Below are 21,551 nucleotides of genomic sequence, written 5' to 3'. Positions count from 1 at the left end.
TCTCCTTGACCTGAATTAATTCGGTGGCGTCCAGCGGCGGAAGATCAGCGAGGTGTTGACCCCGCCAAACGCGAAGTTGTTGTTCATCACGTAATCGTGGTGCATCTGGCGGAATTCGCCGCGCAGGTAATCGAGCTTGCCGCAGTGCGGGTCGACTTCGTCGAGGTTGAGCGTGTGCACGTACAGGTCGCGATTGAGCATTTCGATGCTGAACCATGATTCCAGCGCACCACAGGCACCCAGGGTGTGGCCGAGGAAACTCTTCTGCGAACTGATCGGCATGCGTTCGCCGAACAGGCTGCTGGTGGCCAGGGTTTCGGCGATGTCGCCCTGCTCGGTGGCCGTGCCGTGACCGTTCACGTAACCGATGGCGTCAGGCGTCAGGCCCGCGTCTTCCAGTGCCAGCTCCATCGCTCGGCGCATGGTGACTTGCTCCGGACGGGTGGTGTGCTGGCCGTCGGCGTTGCTGCCAAAGCCGACGATTTCGGCGTGAATGTGCGCACCGCGAGCCAAGGCGTGTTCCAGTTCTTCAAGCACCAGCATGCCGCCGCCTTCGCCGATCACCAGACCGTCGCGGCCCTTGTCGTACGGGCGTGGCGAGGTTTGCGGCGCATCGTTTTTCAAACTGGTGGCGTACAGCGCGTCGAACACCATGGCTTCGGTCGGGCAGAGTTCTTCGGCGCCACCGGCGAGCATCAGCGGCAAACGACCGAACTTGATCGCCTCGTAGGCATAACCGACGCCCTGGCTGCCGCTGGTGCAGGCGCTGGAGGTCGGGATCAGGCGACCGGTGAGGCCGAAGAAGATGCTGATGTTCGCCGCCGTGGTGTGCGGCATCATCCGCACGTAGGAGTTGGCGTTGAGGCCTTCGGCCACCGAATTCAGCAGCATGTTGCCGAACGCCTTGATCTCGTCGGTGCTGCCGGTGGACGAACCGCAGGCCACGCCCATACGGCCGTCCTTGATCGATTCGTCGCCGAGCAGGCCGGCATCGGCCAAAGCCTTTTCGGCTGCGCCGACGGCCAGTCGTGAAACCCGGCCCATGCTGCGCAGTTGTTTGCGGGTCCAGTGCGCCGGCACCACAAAATCGTCGATCGGCCCGGCCAGTCGGGTGTTGAGTTCGCTGAAGCGATCCCACTCGTCCATCCGGCGGATACCGCTGCGGTTGGCGGCGAAGTTGCCGGCGATGGTGTCCCAGTCGCTGCCCAGCGAGGTGATGCCGGCCATGCCGGTGACGACAACGCGCTTCATCAGCACAAGCCTCCGTTGACTGCCAGCACCTGGCGGGTGATGTACGACGCTTCCGCCGACATCAGGAAATTCACCGCACCGGCCACTTCTTCCGGCGTGCCCATGCGTTGCGCGGGGATCATTTTCATCAGTTCTTCCACCGGCACGTTTTCATCGAGCATGGCCGTATCGATCAGGCCGGGAGCAACACAGTTCACCGTGATTTTGCGCTTGGCCAGTTCGATCGCCAACGCCTTTGCGGCACCGATCACACCCGCTTTCGAGGCGCTGTAGTTGACCTGGCCACGGTTGCCGATCAGCCCCGAGACCGAGGTGATGCAAACGATGCGACCGGCGGCGCGGCGGCGGATCATCGGCATCATCACCGGGTGCAGGACGTTGTAGAAGCCGTCGAGGTTGGTGCGCAATACCACGTCCCAATCGTCATCGCTGAGGGCCGGAAACGCGCCGTCGCGGGTCAGCCCGGCATTGAGCACCACGCCGTAATAGGCGCCGTGGGCTTCGACATCGGCTTCGAGAATGGCTTTGCAGGTTTCGCGGTCGGCGACGTCGAATTGCAGGATGCGTGCATGGCGCCCGAGCGCTTCGACTTCGGCTTTCACCGCTTGCGCCTCAGTCACGCCGCTGCGGCAATGCAGGACGATGTCGTAGCCGGCCTGAGCCAGACGCAGGGCAATCGCGCGGCCGATACCGCGACTGGAGCCGGTGACCAGTACGAATTCAGTCATGGTTCGACTCCTTCAATTGTTCTAGATATTGCGCCGCGTGCGGCGGGCGGAACACGTTCAGCCGGGCGCTGGCTTCGATGCCGGGCGCATTGATGTGGCATTCGAAGACGCCCATGCCGTTGTCGTCTTCCAGCGAGCGGATGCCGTGGATAGTCAGTTCACAACCGACCGGAAACGCCTCGACATTGCATTCGAACTTGCGGGTGCCGAGCAGAAAGCCCAGCTCCACCGCATTGCCCTTCTGTCGTGCATGGCAGCCAGCGAATGCAGCGACGCTCTGCGCCATCAACTCGACGCCGACCCACGCCGGCAGGCTGCCGTCGGGGAGGTTGAACAAACCGTTGGGCTTGACCGTGAGGGTGGTGTGGATCTGCTCGTCGTCGAAGCTCAGGATCCGGTCGATCAGAATCATGTCGCCAGCGTGGGGCAGCAATTCGGCGAGCGGCCAGTCATTCATGGGGCGTCTCCGATAATCAGGCTGACGTTATTGCCACCGAAGGCAAACGAGTTGCTCATCAGGTAGCGGGGTGCAATGGACGCCAGGCGCTCGCTCGCGGTCACCCACTTCAGCGCTGGCAGGTCCGGATCGGCCTGGCCGTCCCAGACGTGCGGCGGCAAGGCGTGGTCGGGGTTGTCGGCACTCAGACTCAACCAGCAGAACGCGGCTTCCAGTGCGCCGGCAGCACCGAGGGTGTGGCCGGTCATCGGTTTGGTCGAGGAACACGCCACACCCTGCGGGAACAACGTGGAAACGGCCAGGCTTTCCATGGCGTCGTTGTGCTGGGTGGCGGTGCCGTGCAGGTTCAGATAACTGATTTGCGTGGCTTGCAGCTGCGCGCGGTCCAGCGCCTGTTGCATGGCTTGCAACGCGCCACGGCCGGACGGCTCCGGCGCGGAAATATGGTGCGCATCGGAGCTGGCGCCAGCGCCCAGCAGGGCAATGGCCGGGCCGTCGCCGCGCTGTTTGCTCATCACGAACAGCACTGCGGCCTCGCCGATGTTGATGCCGTTGCGGTTGGCCGAGAACGGATTGCAGCGCTCGTCGGACACCGCTTCCAGCGACGAGAAACCATTCAGGGTCAGCTTGCACAGGCTGTCGACACCACCGCACAGCACCGCGTCGCACAGCCCCAGATCCAGCAGACGCCGGGCGCTCATCAAGGCCCGGGCGCTGGAGGTGCACGCGGTGGAAATCACGTAGGTCGGGCCGCTCAGTTGCAGCCAGTCGGCGAGGAACGTCGCCGGGGCGCCGAGTTCCTGCTGTCGGTAGTCGTAATCGGCCGGGAACTGTTGGTCGCGAATGTAATGCGCCAGACCCTCGCTGGCCTCGTCGATGCCCGAAGTGCTGGTGCCGAGCACTACGCCGATGCGGTCGGGGCCATAGGTCTGAATGGCGGCGTCGATGTCGTCGCGAATCTGCAGCGCGGCTTCCAGCAGCAACTGATTGTTGCGGCTCTTGTGCGCCGCCATCTGCGGCGGAATGGGCGCCAGATCACCGCGTACGGCGGCCACCGGCAACTCGCGTTCCGGCACCCAGCCCGACTCGTGGCGCATGCCCGAGCAATCGCCGGCGAACAGGTGACTGGCGACTTCTTGCTTGTCACGGCCCAGGGCGCAGATCACGCCGAGGGCGTTGAGGTAGGCGGTCATGGCGTCGATTCACCTAAAGGAGAAACCCGATACTGCGGGCCTTGGGGCAGGTTCAATTCGAAGCTCAACGGTTGTGCATAACGGATGTCCCAACGCGCCGGCAAGGAACGTTGCCCGCCGTGTTGCTGCGCGGTGGGGTAATTGCGCGACAGTTCGCCGGACGGCGTCAGGGCAAACAGCAGCGCAGCGAACAACTCCCGGGCCTCCGGATTCGGCGGCAGCAGGCCGTCAGCCTGCCAGCGTCCGTCGATCAGTTGCTGACGGGCCTGGGGAATGCCCAGCGGATCCATCATCGACCAGCGAATGCCCGGGCCCTCGCGCTGGATCACCAGCAACCAGTCCTGACGCTGTTCGGCTTGCTGGCGCTCGATGTGCAATTGCAGCGGCAAGGGCAGCGTAGGGTTATCCACAGGCAGCGGCGCCTGGCTGGCGCAAGCGGTCAGCAGCAGGACGCAGGCGAGCAGCAGAACACGCAGCATCAGACGGCCTCTTCCAGCGGTTTGCGCGCCACGACGTTGACCAGGGTTTCTTCACGCTGGCCAACCGGCTTCGGTTTGCGCAGGCCAAAACGTTCCAGCAGACCAAAATCCTTTGAGCGGCTCCACCATAGATACGGGTAGGAAACATTCCGCTCGGCGAACTCGAATCCCTGCTGGCGAATCATCTCCAGATACTGCGCCGCACTCTTTTGCACGTGCATCGGATGGCGGAACAACCAACGGATGACCCATGTATCAATGTAAGCCTCGGTGGACTCGGCGAACAGCAGATAACCGCCCGGCTTGAGCACCCGGTAGAACTCGGCCAGGGCTTTTTCCTGCTCCACCAGATGATGGAAGGTCTGGTGACAGAACAGCAGATCGACGCTCGCATCCGGGACATTCAGTGTCGCGCAGTCGCTGCCGATCAGCTCGACGGCGAAGCCCTGGCGCGCCGCTTCTTCAGCGCTCAATTCCAGGCTGTGCGGGTCGGCATCGACGCCGATCAAACGCTGTGGCGCGAAGGTCTGGCGCAGATGGCCGAAGGATTTGCCCTGGCCGCAGCCTGCATCCAGCAGCACCGGGTTGGCCGGCAGCGGTTCGCTGAACAAGCCGCGCAAATCATTGATCGCCACGCGCAGCACATGGTGCTGCCAGGTGTGGCTGCGCAGGAACCAGAAGCCGAAACGGGTTTCCTCGACGTAGCTGTCGCTCAAGTAATTCATGTGTCGTCCCTTGCACAGAGTTCGGAAATCGTCTTCAGCCGGCGGCGCGCTTCGCTGACGAACGGGTTGCGTTCGTCCCAGGCGTAGCCGGCGAGGATCGAGCAGATCATGCGACGGATTTCGGGGGAGCCTTGCTCGTGGAAAATCACGTCCTGGAAGGTGCCGGCGTACCAGCCCTCGACATAGCAGCGGAAGGTATCGACGCCGCGCTTGAGCGGTTCGGCGAACTCGCTCTGCCAATCCACGGTTTCGCCCTGCAACTGCCGGTGCAGCACGCCGGCGGCCATGCTTGCCGAGCGCATGGCGATGGTCACGCCCGAGGAGAACACCGGGTCGAGAAACTCCGCCGCGTTGCCCAGCAGCGCAAACCCCGGACCGTGCAGGGTTTTGACGTTGGCCGCATAACCGCCGAGGGTACGCGCCGGGGTATCCCACACGGCGTTGTTCAGTACCTTGGCCAGACTCGGGGTTTCGGCGATGAAACCGCGCAGGCAGGCGTCGAGATCGGTATCGCTACCCTTGAAATGTTCAGCGGCAGCGACCACGCCCACCGAGCAGCGACCGTTACTGAACGGAATCGTCCAGAACCAGATGTCGCGATGCTGCGGGTGGGTGGTGACGAGGATTTTCTCGCGGTCGAAGGCCGGGTGGTCGATGTGATCTTCGACGTGGGTGAACACGGCCTGGCGCACCGGGAAATTCGATGGAGCTTCCAGATCCAGCAGGCGTGACAGCACGCGGCCGTAGCCGCTGGCATCGAGGACGAAACCGGCCTCGACGCGGTACTCGCTGCCGTCTTCGCGACGCACATCGAGTTGCGGATGCGGACGCTCGAAGTCGACGCTGACAATGGCGTCGCCATAACGGATTTCCACGCCTTGCAACGCCGCTTGATCGGCCAGCAGTTTGTCGAAGTCGGCGCGTTGTACCTGGAAGGTAGTCGGTTTGCCGCCGGTGAACGTATCGCCGAAATCGAACGCGCTGTAGCGCTCGCCCCAGGCGAATGCCGCGCCGGTCTTGCGCTGGAATCCGGCCGCGTTCACCGCTTCGAGCATCCCCGCTTCTTCGACGAAATCCAGGCAATGGCTGAGCAGGCTTTCGCCGATGGAGAACCGTGGGAAATGCTGGCGCTCGATAACCAGCACGTCGTGGCCCTTACGCTTGAGCAACGCGGCGGCGATGGCGCCGGACGGGCCGGCGCCGATGATCACGACCTGACGGGATTCCATTTCAACGATTGGCACGCGAGCTCCTGGGTACGGCAATAGGGTTCAATGACGCACGGTGCAGGCCGATGAAAGCCGGCAACAGCGTCGCGATCAGGCCCATCAGCATCAGCGCAAAGTACAGCGCCGGGCTGATGAGTTGTTGTTGCAACAGCAAGTTGAGAAAAACGATTTCGCTCAAGCCGCGAATGTTCAGCAGCACGCTTTCACGCCAGCGGCTGGCGCCTTCGAACGATGCGCCGGCCCAGCCGAGGCCCAGCCAGTTGCCGAGCAGTTTGCTGGCGATCGGCAACAGCAGCAGCGCTGCCCATTGCACGACGCCGAGGCTGGCGAGGGCGCTGTGCACATCGATCTGCACGATGCCGAAGGTGAGGATCAGCGGAATCGCGATCCACGTTTGCAAACGGTTCATCCAGCGTGCCGGCAACGGCAGCACCAACGGCACCTTCAGCGCGGCCATGCACAGCAGATAGCCGATGCCGAAAATCAGCGCATTGAGTTTGTAGTGTTCGGCCAGCACCAACAGCGCAAAAAAGCCAAGGCTGTAGGTCAATGGCCGGCGGACGCCGAACACACGCAGCAGTACTGGCACGCAGGCCAGCCCCAGCGGCAGCAGCAGACTGCTCAGGTGCAGGCTGCCCTGGGCGAGGCCGAACAGGGTCCAGCAGGTCAGGTCGATCAGGATCGCAGTCTGCACCAGACGCCGGGTGGCGGCGGGCGGATAGTCGATATGGCGCAGATACAGATACAGCACCGGGATCGCGGTGATGGCGAACACCAGACCGATGGCCAGCGAGTTGATCCACGGTTGCGCTGGCAGCAGCCAGTACGCCGTCGCCAACCCGCAGGCGAACGGCACGGCAAAACTCGGCAGGGCAATTTTCACGCTCTGACGATCCAGGCGCAGGTCGATCACGTCGCTGAGAATGTGCCCGAGCAACAGCGCGAAGCTCAGGCTGTAGAGGTTTTTCAGCCAGCTCGGCGCAATCAGTTCGGCTCCGCTGAGCTGCCAGCCCGGTTCGATCCAGAAATACATCAACAGCGGCAGCACGAAACTGGCCAGCAGCAACTGGCTGACGATCGGAATCAATCCGAAATATCGACCGACACGGGTGGCCACGGCGAACAACGCCAGCGCCATCAGCCAGAAAATCACGATCATCATGCTGCCGGCTCCGCGACTGTCACCGCATGGGCATGACGCCCGGCCCACGGCGCCAGCATGAAACTGAAGGCCAGCCCGAGGCTCACCGACAACCCGAAGTTGCTCACCGCCGGCGTACTCGACACTGCCAGCAGACCGAACGACAGCCAGGTCGTCAGCGCCGCCAGCAAAGTGCCAAGCAGGCTGACCGCCGCGCCGCCGACCTGTTCGCGCATGAGGATCGCGTAATCGACGCTGATCGCCGTCACCAGCAGCAGGCCGAACAGGCTGAACAGGGTCAGCGGCTGACCGAGCCAGCCGAGGCTGGCCAGGCTGCACAGCGCCGCGAGCAGTGGCAGGGAAACGATGCGCAACGCGCCACCGAGACCGAACGGCAGGATCAGCACCAGCACGATCAGCACGCAGGAAGCGAGTTTCAGTTCGGCGGCGCTGATCTGGGTTTCGGCAAACACCCGGTTCAAGTCACCGAGGCGATCCACCAGCTCCACGCCGGGCAAGTCCAGCGCCTGCACCCGCAGCAGCGCCGGGTTGTTCAGGCCTTGCAGGCTGACCATCGCCGCGACGCCTTCTTCGGTCGGACCGAGCCACAAGGTGCGGTAGGGCTCGCCGAGCGGGCCGACCAGTGCGGCGTCGATGTCTTCGGCGGGCAGGGCCTGCAATTGCGTCAGTTCGGTTTGTAACGCTGCCAGTGGTACGCCGACTTCAAGCAGCGGCTGCCAGAATTGCGGCAATTTGTTCAGCGCTTCGCGAGCCTGTTGCTGCTGGCTCGGCGGGCTGACCAATTGGTTGAGCGCCAGATAACCCTGCAACTTGTCGAGGTTGACCAGTTGATCCAGCCGCTCGCTCAGGGCTGCCTGGCGTTCCAGCAGTTGCTGCTGGTTTTCTGCGCGCACCAGGAAAAACTGGCTGGTCGGCTGATAACCGGTGATGCGGGCGATGGTCTGCGCCTCATCGGTCAGGTGCTGCGGCGCGCCGACCCATTGGCGGATATCGTTTTTGCTTTGCAGTTGCACCAGGCCGCCGGCGCAGAACGCGATCAGCAGTGCCGCCAGAATCGGTGTGCGCACGTGTTCCAGCAGCGTTTCCCGAAGACTGACCATGCGCTCGGCCAGACGCAGCGGCCATTGCGCCGGGCGCAACTCGACGTTGCTCAACAGCGCCGGCAGCAGGCACACCGCGGACAGGTAAGCGCCGAGCAGGCCAGCAGCGGAGAACACGGCGATCTGGGTCAGGGCCGGGAACGGTGTCCAGGCCAGCGCCAGATAGCCGATGGCGCTGGTGATCAGGCTCAGGGTCAGGCCCGACACGGTCAGGCGCAAGGCCGGCCAGCTGCGCCACGGTTTGAGGCTCCAGCTCTTGGACAGATAGTGCAGCGGGTAATCCACAGCCACGCCGATCAGGCTCGAACCGAGCACCAAGGTCATGACATGCAGGTGCCCGAACAGTGCCACGCAGGCCACCGCGCCGAACAGCATGCCCACCAGCACCGGAATGAACGCCAGCAACACCCGCCAGCGGCGGAAGGCGAGCAACAGCAGCAACAGAATGCCGAGGGTGGCGCCGCCGCCGACCCAGGAAATTTCCCGGGTCGCTTGTTGCTGACCATTGGCCGCGTAGAGCAATCCGCTGGCAGCCAGCAGTTGCACACCGGATTTCGCCGCTTGCTCGCGGCTGTGTTGCAGCAGCGCGGCGACTTGTAGCGGCAGGTTCATGTCGAAGGCGTTGCCGGTGGTGCGCGCGCGCAGCAGCACCCAGCTCTTGCCGTCGGAATCGGCAATCAATGCGCCGCTGCCGATGTCCAGTTGCACCGCGCCGTGCTGCGGCTGGTTGTTCTGGATGCGTCCGGTCAGGCCCAGCCAGTCGTCCTGGCTCGGCACCAGACTGAAACCGGTGAACGGATCGAACAGCGCCTGCACCCGTTGCTGGATGAAGGCGTCCGGGTGTTCGATCAGCAACTGCCGATCATCGGCCGAGAGCATCGCCAGTCGCCCTTGCAGCAATTGTGCGCGCAGGGCGGGCAGATCGGCCTGCAGGTTCCACTGGACCTTTTCGAACAAGCCGCTGGCCTGCCATTGCTCGCCCAGGGTCTGGGCCATGGCGACGGCCTGCTGGCGATCGGTGTGACCGACCAATACCAGCATTTCCCGGTTGAGCGGTTCCTGCATGCGTTGTTCGGCACGCTGCTCGACGGCGTCCGGATGGGTGCCGGGCACCAGCTCCATCAGGTTCGCCGACAGCGGTGCGCCGTCGCGCCACTGCCAGGCGCCCAGTGCGACGACGGCCAGCAGCAGGATCAGGAACAGCCAGGGCAGCCTGCGTTCACTCGGCAAAGTCATGTTGCTCCGCGTCGCTCAACGGTTGGCCGGCGGTGCTGTCCTGCATGCGCAGCACAGTGCTGTCGCCCTGGGTTTCCAGCAGTTCGATGGTACTCACCAGCGTGCCGCCGGTGATGTTGATCTGGTTGAACACTTGCTTGAGTAGCACCGAACGCGGGGTGAGCGTCAGTTGCCACTTTTGTGCGTCGCCGTTCAGGGCCAGTTCGAAATCCCGTTGCAGACCGCTGCTGTCGCCTTGCAGCACGGCGAGAAACAAACGGTTCTGTTCGGCGCCGGCGCTCTTGCCGGGCAACAGTTGCCAACCGTTGAGGTCACGACGGGCAATGCCTTTGGCGCTGATGCGGTAATCCTGCTGCAGCGGGGTTTTCAACAGCCAGAGCAGGCCGTGGTTTTTGGCGAGGACAAAGCTGCCCTTGCTGATCAGCGGCTGGGGCAGGGCGCGCAGGTGTTTTTCCTGAATGAACTGGCCGTGGATCACGTCCGGTTTCGCCAGTTGATCGCTCAACTGTTGCAGGTCGAAGGCGTTGGCCAGCGACGACAGCCCCAGCAACGCCAAGGCCCCGAAGGATTTCACAAACACATTCATCGCAGCATCCTTTCCACGGCATCGGTGAAGACTTTCGGCGACGCCAGTTGCATCTCGCGGCTGCTCACCTCGACGGCGACCTGTACCGAGCTGGCGCGGGTCAGGCGTTCGCCGGTCTGGGCGTCGGTGATCAGGTAGTGAATCTTCAGGCGGTTTTCCCATTCCACCAGGCTGGCGCGCACGTTCAGCCGCTGACCGAACACCGCGCCGCGCACGTAGCGCAATTGCAGGTCGATCACCGGCCAGGCATAGCCCGAGTCGACCATCTGGTTGTAGTTGTGGCCGATCTTGTCGAGCAACGCGCAGCGCGCCACTTCCAGGTATTTCACGTAATGGCCGTGCCAGACGACGTGCATGGTGTCGATGTCAAAGAACGGCACGAGGATTTCCGTATCGGCGTGAAGCACTCCGGCGCTACGCATGCAGCCTCCAGTGTTGTTCGGCGATACGTTGCAGGCACAGGCGCAGTTCGCCTTCCAGGGCGCGGTCTTCGATGACTGGCGGGAAGTCTTTGGCCAGCTCTTCGTGCATGGCGGCCAGCGACGGTGGCAGTGGTCGTGCGTCTTCATCACGGCCACGCAGCCAGACGCCCTGATTGGCCGCGAGCAAGGTGGCGGCGGCGACCTGTTCGGTCAGCTCCAGCACGCGAATGGCGTCGCGTGCGGCGATGGTGCCCATGCTCACCTTGTCCTGGTTGTGGCACTCGGTGGAGCGCGAGAACACGCTGGCCGGCATGGTGTTTTTCAACGCTTCGGCAGTCCAGGCGCTGGCGCCGATCTGCACAGCCTTGAAGCCGTGGTTGAGCATCGCCCGGTCGGCGCTGGCGCCGGACAGGTTGCTCGGCAAACCGTGGTTGTAACGCTCGTCCACCAGCAGCGCGAGTTGTCGGTCGAGCAGGTCGGCGACGTTGGCCACGAGGTTTTTCAGGCTGTCCATGGCGAAGGCGATATGCCCGCCGTAGAAATGCCCGCCGTGCAGCACGCGCTCGGCTTCGGCGTCGATGATCGGGTTGTCGTTGGCGCTGTTGAGTTCGGTCTCGATGAACGAACGCAGCCAGTTCAGGCTGTCGGCCAATACGCCGAGCACGTGCGGTGCGCAGCGCAGCGAGTAACGATCCTGCAAGCGGTGCAGCGGCGCGGTCGGCGCGTCGATCGCCAGATCCTTGCGCAGCCACGCGGCAACCTGCATCTGCCCCGGGTGCGGCTTAGCGGCGAACAGGCGCTCGTCGAAGTGCTCCGGATTGCCTTGCAGCGCCACCACGTTCAACGCAGTGATGCGGGTGGCCAGTTGCAGCAGGTAATCGGCGCGGGCATAGGCCAGGCAGGCAAGACCGGTCATCACGGCGGTGCCGTTCATCAGTGCCAGCGCTTCTTTCGGGCGCAGCACCAGCGGCGTCCAGCCGAGTTCGCGATGCACATCGGCGGACTGGCGGCGTTCGCCACGGAACATCACTTCGCGCTCGCCGGACAGGGTTGCGGCGACGTAGGACAGCGGCGTCAGATCGCCGCTGGCGCCCACCGAACCCTCTTCGGGGATCAGCGGCAGGATGTCGTGTTCGAGGAAGGCATGCAGCCGCTCCAGCAGCTCGATGCGCACCCCGGACACGCCGTGGCACAGCGACTGCAAACGCGCCGCCAGCACCGCGCGGGTGGCCTGGGCGTCGAGCAGTTTGCCCAGTCCGCAACCGTGGAAGGTGTAGAGATGACGCGGCAGCGCCTCGACGTGATGCAGCGGCACCGCGACCACGCAGGAGTCGCCGTAACCGGTGGTCACGCCGTAGATCACGCCTTCCTTGTCCAGCAGCGAATCGAGGAACCGCGCGCCTTTGGCGATGCGTTCGCGGTAGTCGGCGTCGCTCTGCAACTGCACGGGCGCCTGACGGTTGGCCAGGGCCAGCACGTCTTCGATGCGCAAAGGGCGTTCGCCGAAGGTTACCGGCTCATGGGTTGGCGTCGTCATCGGTCTTCCAGAAAGGGTAAAAGTTGAACCATTGCTTGGGGGCTTCGAGGCAATAGTGACTCAGGCGTTCGGCATAGCGGGTCGCCCACTGATGAATGACCTGTTCGCGATCGCGGCGTGTCCACGTCACGGCATCGGCGAACGGCTCAAGGGTCAGGCGATAGTGTCCGTCAGGTTGCTTGAGGCACATCAGCAGATTGACCGGGCATTTCAGCAGACCGGCCAGCAGCCACGGGCCTTGCGGGAAACGCGCCGGGTGGCCGAGGAAGTCCACGGTCACGCTGCGCCCGCCGTGCAGCGGCACGCGGTCGCCGGCAATCGCCAGCCATTCGCCGCGCTCCAGGCGTTCGTGCAGTTGCAGCATGATCACCGGGTCCAGCTCGCTGACCTGGATCAGCCGCAGATTGGTCGCCCCGGCCTCGCCCAGCAGGCGATTGAATTGTTCGGCGTGCTTGGTGTGCACCAGAACGTTCATGGTGACCTTTTCGCCGATCTCCGCCAGCGCCCGGCACACTTCGAGGTTGCCCAGATGCGCGCCCACCAGCATTTGCCCGCGACTGCCGCGCAACTGATCGCGCAACAGCGCCGGGTCGATGATTTCGATCTGCTCGATGCGCAGCTTGCGGTTCCACACGTCGAGCTTGTCGAGCAGCGAATCGGCGAACGCCATGAACTGGCCGAACACCCGCCACAGGCTTGGGCGCAATTCGTGGCGGCCGCTCCAGTCGGCGAGGCGTTGCTGATACTGCCACGCACTGCGCCGGGCTGTGCGGCCGAACAGGAAAAAGTACAGGACGATGCCGTACAGCAACGGGCTCAACAGGCGTCGGCCAAGAACCTTGGCGGCGAACGCGGTGAATTTCATCAGCAGAAAGCTGCCGCGCTCTTCGCGGTCGGCCCAGTGCTTCTTGTCGGTCTCGACCGTCATGCGCGCCACCGTCGCCAGAGGATGGCGGGCGAGCGCAGCAACATGCCGAAGAACAGGCGCGTGTGCATGCTCGAAATCAACACGTTGTCGTGGAACATCCTAAAGTGCGACACGCCGTCCAGCGGGTAGTGCACGCTGGTTTGCAGCCAGCGCATCGGCTGGTTGCGCCATGACAGGCGCACGAGGATGTCCGAGTCGAAATCCATGCGCTTGCCGATCCGCGCCGAGTCGATCAGTGCCAGGGTCGGCTCCAGCGGATAGACACGGAAACCGCACATCGAATCGCGAATCTGCAGTGACAGGCTGTTGATCCACACCATCACGTGAGTGAGGTAACGGGCGTACAGGCGCCCCTTGGGCACGCTGGCGTCGTAGAGCGGATAACCGCAGATCAGCGCACGCGGATGGGCGCGGGATTCTTCGACGAAGCGGCTGACGTCCTGCAAGTCGTGCTGACCGTCGGCATCGACCTGCAAGGCATGAGTGAAACCCAGTCGCGCGGCTTCACGCAGTCCGGTCATCACCGCGCCGCCCTTGCCCTGATTGGTGGTGAGTCGCACCAGATACACCCGCTCGCGTTCGGCCAGAACATCCAGCACGGCTGCGCAGGATTTGCTGCTGGCGTCGTCCACCAGAATGCACGGCAAGCCTTGGGCGAGCAGGGCCTCGACCACCGTGGTGATCGCGGTTTCGTGGTTGTAGACCGGGATGACCGCGCAAGGGTTATGCATCGCCAGCCCCCAGCAGAATCCGGCCGCTGGAGCAGGTCGCGGTGTCGTTGCGATAGGCGAAATACAGCTTGCCGCGTTCTGCGTCGAAGCGCAGGTGCAACTGGATTTCATCGCCGGGGCGCACCAGTTGCTGGAACTTCAGCACTTCCATCCCGGCGAATGCACCAGACAGGTTCAACAGTTGCCGACCGAGGTTCAGCGCCCACTCGACCTGCACCACGCCGGGCAGCACCGGGGCCTTGGGGAAGTGACCGCTGAAGTAGGCCAGATCCGGCGGCACGCTCAGTTGCAGGCTCCATTCGCCCTCGGTTTCGGTCTGCTCCAGAACTTCCGGTGCCTTCGGACGCGGTGCCAGCAGCAAGGCTTCGACGTCAGCCTGAGGCAACTTGCCCTGAGTGTTCAGCGGCAGTTGTCGCAGCAAGCGCCAGCGCCGAGGCAGGGCGAGGGCTTCGCAATGCTCGCCGAGGTGACGGCGCAGGGTTTCGGTGAGGCTGCGCCGGCCGTGTTCGCGCAGGGCAAACAGGCCTGATTCGCTGAGCACCAGCAAGGCACCGAGAGACGCGCGGTTTTCCTGCACCACACCGAGTCGCGCTTCGGCGACCCAGTCGTGGGCGACCAGGGCCTGTTCCAGCATCGGCAGGGAGATACGCTTTTCTTCCAGTTTGACGATCCGGTCCAGTCGCCCGAGCAGCTCGAAGCGACCATCGGCCTCGATGCGCGCGGCATCGGCGGTGTGTTCGATATGTCCGGAGGGCAAATACGGCGAGGCGATCAGCAACGCGCCGTCGCCGTCCTGGCTCAGCTCGACCCCGGTGAACGGCTGCCACAGCGACTCGCCCTGACGCCAGGCGATACCGCCGGTCTCCGAGCTGCCGAGGATTTCCGTCGGCCACTGTTGCAAACGCTGGTGCAGGCTTTGCGCGGCATCCGCCGGCAACGCACCACCGGAGGAAAACACCCGACGCACGGCGCTCAGGGCCGGCCAGTCGAGGTTGTCGCCCATGCGCTTGAGCAGCGCCGGGCTGGCGACCCAGGCGAAGGCCGGGTGCTCGCGACTGGCGCGCTGCATGTCTTCGGGAAAGGCCAGTTGCTTGCGCAGAAACGGGCGTCCGGCACACAGCGGCCACAGCACACGGAACAACAGACCGTAGATGTGTTGGGTGGCGACGCTGCCGATGATGCAGGCCTCACCGAGATCCATGCCCCACAGTTGCTCGAGGGCTTCGACTTCGTTGGCCAGTTGCCGCAGGGATTTGTCGATGCGCTTGGGTTCGCCGCTGGAGCCGGAGGTGCACAGGCTCAGGCGGCACTGGTCGAGATCCAGTTCGGCGCCGGTCAGTGCGGTGTGCTGCCAATCGCTCAGGTGCGCGTCGTCCGCGTGATCGGTCAGCCACAGGTCGACTTCATGCGACCAGCGCTGGCGAGTCTGTGCTTGCAGATCCGAAGGCAGCAATACGCTGACGCCGGCGCGCCAGGCACCGAGCAGGGCGACGGCCAATTCTGCGGCATCTTCCAGGTGCACGGCCATTCGCTGCACACCTTTGGCTTGCAGGCCCGCAGCCAGGCTCAGGGCCTGTTCGCGCAGGTGTGCGTGATCGAGTGCCGGCGCGACGGTGATGGCGCGCTGCGGCAGATCCTTGAGCAACAGTTGCTCAAGTTTTATCCAGTTCATGGGCGACCTCTTACCCGTTGTCGTATCAGCCATTCAATGGCAAACATCAGGCCGATCAATCCGTAGGAGATCAGGCCGGTGTACAACATCCACCAGTGCAGCGGCGCCCAAAGGGTCAGCAGGGCCGCGCACAAGCCGTTACAGAAAAAGAACACGCTCCAGGCCACGGTGACCTGGCGGGTGTAGCGGATCGCTTCGGGTGGCAGCTGCGGTTCACGCAAGCGCGCCAGGCGCTCGACCATCGGCGGGCCGTATTTCAGGCTCAGGCTGAACAGCATCAACATGAAGCCGCTGATCAGCACCGGGTACCAGCGCAGTAACAGCGGGCTGTCGAACAGCGCCAGCAGCAGGCAGAACACGATCGCCACGCAGGCCATCCACAGGCTGCCGGGCTTGCGCTCGCCGGTCAGCGCACGGGCCAGCCACAGGCTGCCCAGCAGCAGGCCGAACTGCCACGGCGCAAAGTGCTCCATGCCGAAATACACCGCAAAGGGGTACAACAGGCCCGCCAACAGCAGGCCGAGGCCGATCAGTCGGCTCATGCGGCCGGTTGAACCAGACGGTAGACCGCCTCGACCACGTCGCCGACGGTGCGCACCGACTTGAATTCCTCGGCGGCGATTTTCTTGCCGGTCTGACGCTTGATGTGGTCGATCAGGTCGACCGCGTCGATGCTGTCGATTTCCAGGTCCTGATACAGGTTCGATTCCAGGCTCACACGGGCCGGGTCCAGTTCGAACAGCTCGACCAGGGCATCGCGCAGGGTGTTGAAAATGTCGTCACGAGTTTGCATGGTCCGGTCTCAAGCTGCCTGTTTTGCCGTGACGAACGCCGCAAGGCTCGCCACGTTGGTGAAATGGTTGCGGGTGTCCTTGGCGTCGGCATCGATCTTGATGCCGTACTTTTTCTGGATGGCCAGGCCAAGTTCCAGGGCGTCGACCGAATCCAGGCCCAGGCCTTCGCCAAACAGCGTCTGGTCGTCGCCAATATCGTCGACGCTGATGTCTTCGAGGCCCAGGGCGTCGATGATCAGCAGTTTTATCTCACGGTGCAGATCGCTCATCTTCGGCGAGCTCCTTGATAAAAAAATGGTGCAGAAAGTCGTTGAGCTTGCGCGAGGCCTGCGGTGCAGGGCCTTGTGCGGCAAAGGTCTGTGGGTCTATATCGGCCCCGACGCGAAAACTGAAGTGAACACGGCGGCAGGGGATGCGATACCACGGCTCGGCCTTGGTCAGCGTAGTCGGGCTGACCTTGATGATCACCGGGGTGAGAATTTTCGCACCCCGCAGTGCGATGGCCGCCGCGCCCCGATGGAAGGCCGGTGCCTGTCCGGGCTGGGTGCGGGTGCCCTCCGGGAAAATGATCAGGGTCTGCCCGTCTCGCAGCGCATCGGCGGCGGCATCGAGCATGTCCATGCTGCCGTCGTTGCTGATGTATTCGGTGCTGCGCAGCGGGCCACGGGTGAAAGGGTTTTCCCACAGGCTTTTCTTCACCACGCAATTGGCGTGGCGCACCAGACCGATCAGAAACACCACGTCGATCAGCGACGGGTGGTTGGCGATGATCATCTGCCCCGGACGGCCAAGGCGTTCGGCACCCTGGATGTCGTAGGTCAGCACCCCGGTGCGGGCCATGAACCGGACGAAAAACCAGAACAGCCGACTGACGGTCTGCCGCGCCCGCTCCCGATGGGTCTTCGCATCGCCCGGCAGGCAGCCCAGCAGCGGAAACACCAGCAGGCGCAGGCACAGCCCGCCCAGCCCGAACAGAGCGAAGCTGATGGCGGTGGCCAGCAGACGCCAGTAGTAGGCGTCGCGGTTTTTTTCGGTTACGGGTTGCGTTGCCAGGTCCATACACGATTTTTCCAGGCATGTTGGCAAAGGGTTTGCTGGCCGAGCAGGGTTTGCAGCAGATTCAGCGCGTGGGGCCATTGCGCTTTGGACAGTGCTTCGGGGGCGCTGTTCAGGGTCAGCCGCCAGTCGGTACCGGGGGTCAGCAGCAAGCCCACCGCATACGGAAACGGCACGTCATCGATCCAGGCTGAATAGGCGGCGGGCGGTTGCTCTTCGGTGATCACCAACAGTACCGCTGGAGCGCCTTCGTCCAGCAGGGCGGCGGCTTCCAGCACGCCGTGCTCGAGGCCGTCGCCCGCTGCTGCGAGGGCGGTCATCTCACTGGTTTCGCCGCGCATGATCGACCACAGGCCGATGATCGCGTTGTGCACGGAGAGGCTGAACTGGGTCGGTGACAGCGGTTGTTCGTTGGCCAGGTCGCTGAGGATGTCGAACGTACGCGGGGTTTCACCGTGGCGGGAGACGAAGACCAGCGGCAGGTTTTCCCGACCGTCGGCCAGTGGCCAGCCGACACTGAAGGCCATCCGCGCCAGGCGGCTGAGACGGCGGCGCTGCATGGCGGGAAGGAACGACACATCGGGCGCGGCATCGCTGCTCGGGAGCACGACCGGCTGTCGGCTCCAGGCTTGCCAGGCGTCCACACTGTCGAGCCCGGGAGCCCAGGCGCGCCATTGGGCGATGTTGAAGTTGATCACGGACATTCATCCCGCCCCTGCGGGCTGTTTTTGACGCGGTTCTGCCAAAGCCACAGAGGTGCTGACCTTGCCGAAAGTGGCGTGGCGCTTGGCGCCGGGTGGCGCGCATTATCCCGGTGCGACGAGTGTGTAGCAAATGCTGGTTACATTTTGCGCGCTGAAATGGACCGAAGGGTACATGGCAAAAAATGTCACTTGGCCATTATCCGGATTGCGACGGGATTGTCTGTCGGGCATATCGGCGGCCAATGGCGGCATTTGCGCCGTGTCCATTGAGATATTTGCGCCTGACCCTGTAGTCCGTGTCCGTGAAGGTAGCGAAGCGGGGCCGGGCACCACTACACTCGGTCATTCTTTGATACACGGAGGTTTTGTCATGCGGCGCGTGGTGTTCAATCAGAAAGGTGGCGTGGGCAAATCCAGCATCGCCTGCAATCTGGCGGCGGTCAGCGCCAGCGAGGGTTATCGCACGCTGTTGGTGGACCTCGATGCCCAGGCCAACTCCACTCAGTATCTGACCGGGCTCACCGGTGACGACATTCCGATGGGCATCGCCGACTTCTTCAAGCAGACCCTGTCCTCGGGCCCGTTCTCCAAGAAGAACAAGGCCGATATCTACGAAACCCCGTTCGACAACCTGCACATCATCACCGCCACGGCGGAACTGGCCGACTTGCAGCCCAAACTCGAAGCCAAGCACAAGATCAACAAGCTGCGGAAGTTGCTCGATGAGTTGAGCGAGGACTACGACCGTATCTACCTGGATACGCCGCCGGCGCTGAACTTTTATGCGGTTTCGGCGTTGATTGCTGCTGATCGGGTGTTGATTCCCTTCGATTGCGACAGCTTTTCCCGTCAGGCCCTGTACGGGCTGATGTCGGAGATCGAAGAGTTGAAGGATGACCACAACGAAGGCCTGGAAGTCGAAGGCATCGTGGTCAACCAGTTCCAGGCCCGGGCCAGTCTGCCGCAGCAGATTCTCGATGAATTGATCGCTGAAGGTTTGCCGGTGCTGCCGGTTTATCTCGCCAGCTCAGTGCGCATGCGCGAATCGCATCAGGCCAGCACGCCGCTGATCCATCTCGACCCGCGACACAAGTTGACTCAGCAGTTCGTCGAACTGCACAACCTGCTCGAAGACGCCTGAAAAAACCAATGTGGGAGCAAGCTCCCACATTTGGAGGGTGTTGTGTCAGATGCCCTGGCTGCGCAGCCACGCCATCAGTTGCGGCAGCGGAAACGCCCCGCTTTGCCGCGCCACCTCACGACCGTTCCTGAACAGAATCAGGCTCGGAATCGAGCGGATCCCCAACTGCGCCGACAACTGCTGATTGGCCTCGCTGTCCAGCTTGGCCAGCCGGCACTTGCCTGCCAATTGCGCAGCGGCTTGCTCGAACACCGGCGCAAACGACTTGCACGGCCCGCACCAGTCCGCCCACACGTCCACCAGTAACGGCAGATCGCCCTTGATCTGGCTGGCGTAGTCGCCTTGCTTGAGTTCGAACGGCTTGTTCAACAGCACCTCTGACTTGCAGCGTCCGCATTTCGGGTGGTCGTTGAGGCGCTCGGCAGGAATGCGGTTGAGGCCGTTGCAGGAGGGGCAGGGGATGAGGAGTGGGTCAGTCATGATCGGCTCGGTTGATTAGGCAGTTCGTAAAACGAATCTGGTGTCATGCGAGGCATTTATCAAGACGAAATCTGACAGCAGTTACCTTCGATAATCGAAGATGTGTCCTACATAAAGTGTCGTTTCAGCTGATTTTGCTCATTTTGCTCGCGGCATAGAGTGACTCCGGGCGTCCTGGCAATTTGCTGGTGACCAAAGCAAGGGGCAAAAATGAGCGGAATAGTTGAGTTGGCTATTGAGCACTGGGGCCACGTCGCACCTGTCCTTAAGCGGCCAGAGTCAGAGGAGGAATACAATTTGCTGGTCGAAGCAGTTAAGGAGCTGAGAGGCATGGCTGGAGCGGACGAGTCACACCCGCTCATGGGTTTGATCGAGATAATAGGCGGCCATCTCGACGCGTATAGCCAATTACATCGATCATCTTGAGTATTTGGAAGTTGGAAGCAGCCTCACGACGAACAACTGATCTCCAAATGCTTGCCCCACTCCGGCGGCCGTTGCGCGTAGCTTTCCATTCCAGGTTGTTCCTCGAATGGATTGCTCAACACCGCATGCAGTCGGCGAACCTCCGAATAGTCACCCTGTTCCGCCGCATCAATCGCCTTCTGCGCCAGGTAATTGCGCAGGATGTACAGCGGATTCACCGCATGCATCCGCGCGCGGCGTTGTTCCTGATCGGTCGCGCCATCGCGTGCAACACGGTCGACGTAACGCTCGCCCCAGGCGTCGAAGCCTCGGATATCCACAAAGTCATCGCGCAACCGGGCAACAGCCTTATCTGCTGACTCCTCGCCCAGACGACGGAAGAACAGCGTGTAGTCGACGCCACTGTTCTGCATCAATTGCAGCAGTTGCTCCAGCAGTTGCTGGTCCTCGTCCTCGGCCGTGGTGAAGCCCAGACGGCGGCGCATCAGGTCGAGGTAATGGGCCTGGAACAATGGCAGATACAGGCCAAGGGTTTCGCGCAGGGCTTCGACGCTGATGAACGGCGTCAGGGCCTGGGCCAGGGCGCTGAGGTTCCACTGGCCGACGGGCACCTGATTGCTGAACGAGTAGCGGCCCTGATCATCGGAGTGGTTGCAGATGAAGTTCGCGTCGAAGTCGTCGAGGAAGGCGAACGGGCCGAAGTCGAAGGTGATGCCGAGGATCGACATGTTGTCGGTGTTCATCACCCCGTGGCAGAAACCGTAGGCCTGCCACTTGGCGATCAGTTCGGCGTTGCGCTCGACGATTTCGCGGAACATCGCCAGATACGGTTCCGGCTGTTCCAGGCATTCGGGGAAGTGCATCGCCAGCACGTGTTCGCCGAGCAACTTCTGCTGCTCGGGACGCTTGGTGTAATAGAAATATTCGAAGTGGCCGAAACGCACGTGGCTTGGCGCCAGCCGCAGCACCATCGCGGCGCGTTCCTGTTTCTCACGCCAGACCGGGGTGTCGGAACCGATCACGCACGCGGCGCGTGAGGACGGGATGTTCAGCGCATACAGCGCTTCGGATGCGAGAAATTCACGAATCGACGAACGCAGCACCGCACGACCGTCGCCCATGCGCGAAAACGGTGTCTGTCCGGCGCCCTTGAGGTGCAAGTCCCAATGCTCGCCGGCCGCGTTGTAGACCTCGCCCAGCAGCAGCCCGCGACCATCGCCCAGTTGCGGGGTATAGCCGCCGAATTGATGCCCGGAATAGACCATCGCCCGCGGCTCGGCATCGGCCCACAACTTGTGGCCGCCGAACAGTTCAGCGAATTCCTGAGTGTCGGCCGTCGCCGGATCCAGATCCAGCAGCGCCAGGGCCGCCGGGCTGGCGACCACCAGTCGCGGGTTGTCGATCGGTTCGGGCAGCACATGGGCCGAAAACGCGTCGCCCAGGCGGGCGAAACGGTTGTCGAAGGTCAGTTCGTCGAGGGCTTTCAAGGGCCGGCTCCAGCAGAATGTCCGAGC

23 protein-coding genes are annotated in these 21,551 nt (G+C 63.1%); 1 reads left to right on the top strand and 22 read right to left on the bottom strand.

Annotated features, from left to right (window positions below; genetic code table 11):
• Positions 1-15 precede the first annotated feature (15 nt).
• The 20 genes from AC1RMX_RS08055 to AC1RMX_RS07960 are packed head-to-tail and all read right to left on the bottom strand — an operon-like array spanning position 16 to position 17,990.
• A complete protein-coding gene (locus tag AC1RMX_RS08055; RefSeq protein ID WP_096819908.1) occupies positions 16-1,251 on the bottom strand; it encodes a beta-ketoacyl-ACP synthase in 1,236 nt (411 codons plus the stop codon).
• On the bottom strand, positions 1,251-1,979 hold the full coding sequence (gene fabG / locus AC1RMX_RS08050) for a 3-oxoacyl-ACP reductase FabG (RefSeq protein ID WP_493071391.1): 729 nt from the start codon (positions 1,977-1,979) through the stop codon (positions 1,251-1,253). Before fabG ends, AC1RMX_RS08055 begins: the two co-directional genes overlap by 1 nt.
• Positions 1,972-2,436 carry a hotdog family protein gene (locus AC1RMX_RS08045; protein ID WP_493071389.1) on the bottom strand — a complete coding sequence of 155 codons (465 nt, stop codon included), beginning with the start codon at positions 2,434-2,436 and terminating at the stop codon, positions 1,972-1,974. The genes fabG and AC1RMX_RS08045 overlap by 8 nt, the downstream gene beginning before the upstream one ends.
• Positions 2,433-3,629: a beta-ketoacyl-[acyl-carrier-protein] synthase family protein gene (locus tag AC1RMX_RS08040; RefSeq protein WP_096819906.1), complete on the bottom strand. Its 1,197-nt coding sequence runs from the start codon at positions 3,627-3,629 to the stop codon at positions 2,433-2,435. The genes AC1RMX_RS08045 and AC1RMX_RS08040 overlap by 4 nt, the downstream gene beginning before the upstream one ends.
• The gene (locus tag AC1RMX_RS08035; protein WP_096819905.1) at positions 3,626-4,108 is read right to left on the bottom strand and encodes a hypothetical protein; all 483 of its coding nucleotides are present in this window, start codon (positions 4,106-4,108) and stop codon (positions 3,626-3,628) included. Before AC1RMX_RS08035 ends, AC1RMX_RS08040 begins: the two co-directional genes overlap by 4 nt.
• On the bottom strand, positions 4,108-4,833 hold the full coding sequence (locus AC1RMX_RS08030; protein ID WP_096819904.1) for a class I SAM-dependent methyltransferase: 726 nt from the start codon (positions 4,831-4,833) through the stop codon (positions 4,108-4,110). The genes AC1RMX_RS08035 and AC1RMX_RS08030 overlap by 1 nt, the downstream gene beginning before the upstream one ends.
• Positions 4,830-6,077 carry an NAD(P)/FAD-dependent oxidoreductase gene (locus AC1RMX_RS08025; RefSeq protein WP_096819903.1) on the bottom strand — a complete coding sequence of 416 codons (1,248 nt, stop codon included), beginning with the start codon at positions 6,075-6,077 and terminating at the stop codon, positions 4,830-4,832. Before AC1RMX_RS08025 ends, AC1RMX_RS08030 begins: the two co-directional genes overlap by 4 nt.
• On the bottom strand, positions 6,064-7,224 hold the full coding sequence (locus AC1RMX_RS08020) for a cation:proton antiporter (RefSeq protein WP_096819902.1): 1,161 nt from the start codon (positions 7,222-7,224) through the stop codon (positions 6,064-6,066). The genes AC1RMX_RS08025 and AC1RMX_RS08020 overlap by 14 nt, the downstream gene beginning before the upstream one ends.
• Positions 7,221-9,560 (bottom strand): MMPL family transporter, encoded by a 2,340-nt coding sequence (locus tag AC1RMX_RS08015; protein WP_493071385.1) that lies wholly within the window; start codon positions 9,558-9,560, stop codon positions 7,221-7,223. The genes AC1RMX_RS08020 and AC1RMX_RS08015 overlap by 4 nt, the downstream gene beginning before the upstream one ends.
• A complete protein-coding gene (locus tag AC1RMX_RS08010; protein WP_493071383.1) occupies positions 9,544-10,146 on the bottom strand; it encodes an outer membrane lipoprotein carrier protein LolA in 603 nt (200 codons plus the stop codon). The genes AC1RMX_RS08015 and AC1RMX_RS08010 overlap by 17 nt, the downstream gene beginning before the upstream one ends.
• Positions 10,143-10,568, bottom strand: coding sequence for an acyl-CoA thioesterase (locus AC1RMX_RS08005; protein WP_096819899.1), 426 nt, complete (start codon positions 10,566-10,568; stop codon positions 10,143-10,145). Before AC1RMX_RS08005 ends, AC1RMX_RS08010 begins: the two co-directional genes overlap by 4 nt.
• Positions 10,561-12,105 carry an HAL/PAL/TAL family ammonia-lyase gene (locus AC1RMX_RS08000; RefSeq protein ID WP_493071381.1) on the bottom strand — a complete coding sequence of 515 codons (1,545 nt, stop codon included), beginning with the start codon at positions 12,103-12,105 and terminating at the stop codon, positions 10,561-10,563. The genes AC1RMX_RS08005 and AC1RMX_RS08000 overlap by 8 nt, the downstream gene beginning before the upstream one ends.
• Positions 12,086-13,033, bottom strand: coding sequence for a lysophospholipid acyltransferase family protein (locus AC1RMX_RS07995; protein WP_102620185.1), 948 nt, complete (start codon positions 13,031-13,033; stop codon positions 12,086-12,088). Before AC1RMX_RS07995 ends, AC1RMX_RS08000 begins: the two co-directional genes overlap by 20 nt.
• Positions 13,030-13,764 carry a glycosyltransferase family 2 protein gene (locus tag AC1RMX_RS07990; RefSeq protein WP_096819896.1) on the bottom strand — a complete coding sequence of 245 codons (735 nt, stop codon included), beginning with the start codon at positions 13,762-13,764 and terminating at the stop codon, positions 13,030-13,032. Before AC1RMX_RS07990 ends, AC1RMX_RS07995 begins: the two co-directional genes overlap by 4 nt.
• Positions 13,757-15,436: an ApeI family dehydratase gene (locus AC1RMX_RS07985; RefSeq protein WP_493071379.1), complete on the bottom strand. Its 1,680-nt coding sequence runs from the start codon at positions 15,434-15,436 to the stop codon at positions 13,757-13,759. The genes AC1RMX_RS07990 and AC1RMX_RS07985 overlap by 8 nt, the downstream gene beginning before the upstream one ends.
• A complete protein-coding gene (locus AC1RMX_RS07980; protein WP_096819894.1) occupies positions 15,433-15,978 on the bottom strand; it encodes a COG4648 family protein in 546 nt (181 codons plus the stop codon). Before AC1RMX_RS07980 ends, AC1RMX_RS07985 begins: the two co-directional genes overlap by 4 nt.
• The gene (locus AC1RMX_RS07975; protein WP_007909503.1) at positions 15,975-16,229 is read right to left on the bottom strand and encodes an acyl carrier protein; all 255 of its coding nucleotides are present in this window, start codon (positions 16,227-16,229) and stop codon (positions 15,975-15,977) included. The genes AC1RMX_RS07980 and AC1RMX_RS07975 overlap by 4 nt, the downstream gene beginning before the upstream one ends.
• A 9-nt stretch (positions 16,230-16,238) precedes the next feature.
• On the bottom strand, positions 16,239-16,499 hold the full coding sequence (locus AC1RMX_RS07970) for a phosphopantetheine-binding protein (RefSeq protein WP_085711082.1): 261 nt from the start codon (positions 16,497-16,499) through the stop codon (positions 16,239-16,241).
• Positions 16,480-17,289, bottom strand: coding sequence for a lysophospholipid acyltransferase family protein (locus AC1RMX_RS07965; protein ID WP_096819893.1), 810 nt, complete (start codon positions 17,287-17,289; stop codon positions 16,480-16,482). The genes AC1RMX_RS07970 and AC1RMX_RS07965 overlap by 20 nt, the downstream gene beginning before the upstream one ends.
• On the bottom strand, positions 17,265-17,990 hold the full coding sequence (locus AC1RMX_RS07960) for a beta-ketoacyl synthase chain length factor (RefSeq protein WP_096819892.1): 726 nt from the start codon (positions 17,988-17,990) through the stop codon (positions 17,265-17,267). Before AC1RMX_RS07960 ends, AC1RMX_RS07965 begins: the two co-directional genes overlap by 25 nt.
• A gap of 370 nt (positions 17,991-18,360) precedes the next feature.
• On the opposite strand from AC1RMX_RS07960, the gene AC1RMX_RS07955 reads away from it, so the two are divergent.
• A complete protein-coding gene (locus AC1RMX_RS07955) occupies positions 18,361-19,131 on the top strand; it encodes a ParA family protein (protein ID WP_096819891.1) in 771 nt (256 codons plus the stop codon).
• 45 nt (positions 19,132-19,176) lie between these two features.
• Here the strand turns inward: AC1RMX_RS07955 and trxC are convergent, their stop codons facing one another.
• Together trxC and selO are read right to left on the bottom strand one after the other, a co-directional pair.
• The gene (gene trxC, locus AC1RMX_RS07950; protein WP_064592954.1) at positions 19,177-19,611 is read right to left on the bottom strand and encodes a thioredoxin TrxC; all 435 of its coding nucleotides are present in this window, start codon (positions 19,609-19,611) and stop codon (positions 19,177-19,179) included.
• Between the two features lie 449 nt (positions 19,612-20,060).
• On the bottom strand, positions 20,061-21,524 hold the full coding sequence (gene selO / locus AC1RMX_RS07945) for a protein adenylyltransferase SelO (protein WP_096819888.1): 1,464 nt from the start codon (positions 21,522-21,524) through the stop codon (positions 20,061-20,063).
• Positions 21,525-21,551 lie beyond the last annotated feature (27 nt).

It is taken from the genome of Pseudomonas sp. GW822-FHT03F04 (genome assembly GCF_058801405.1).
This window is presented reverse-complemented; position numbering and strand designations above follow the sequence as displayed.